This window comes from Pseudomonas sp. 05T35, from assembly GCF_056396605.1.
Genome location: NZ_JBFTLU010000939.1, coordinates 1 through 503, shown reverse-complemented (window position 1 = coordinate 503; position 503 = coordinate 1). Strand labels below are relative to the sequence as shown.

1 pseudogene is annotated in these 503 nt (G+C 58.4%); it reads left to right on the top strand.

Annotated elements, in window-relative coordinates:
- Positions 1–503: pseudogene (locus AC1DH9_RS30795) on the top strand (hypothetical protein); the annotation flags it as partial.

Below are 503 nucleotides of genomic sequence, written 5' to 3'. Positions count from 1 at the left end.
ACCCAGACCAACGCAATCGACTTCGATAGCGCCAAAATGCAGCGACTGGGCTTTGGCCAGTTGCCGCCCCTCCTGGAGCGTCCTGCCAGCCTCGGTCAATTGCGCCAGCAACTGGGCCTGCAACTGCAAACCAGCCTTGAGCCGCAGCGCATTCTGGGATTGTTTTTCCGTGAAATTCAGCGCCTTGTGCCACTGGACGCCTTGAACTATCAGCACAAGACCAGCGATCTGCGTCTGGAGTTCGGTCAACGCGGACATCACTCGGTGAGCTATAGCCTGAGCCACGAAGGCACACACCTGGGCGATCTGGTGTTCCGTCGCAATCAGCGCTTCAGCGAAAAGGATCAGGGTAACCTCGAATCCCTGCTATCCACCTTGCTCTTCCCGATGCGCAACGCCCTGCTGTATCGAGCGGCCACTCAAAGTGCAATGCGCGACCCACTGACCGGCACCGGCAATCGCATTGCCATGGATCAGACCCTGCAACGGGAAATCGACATGGC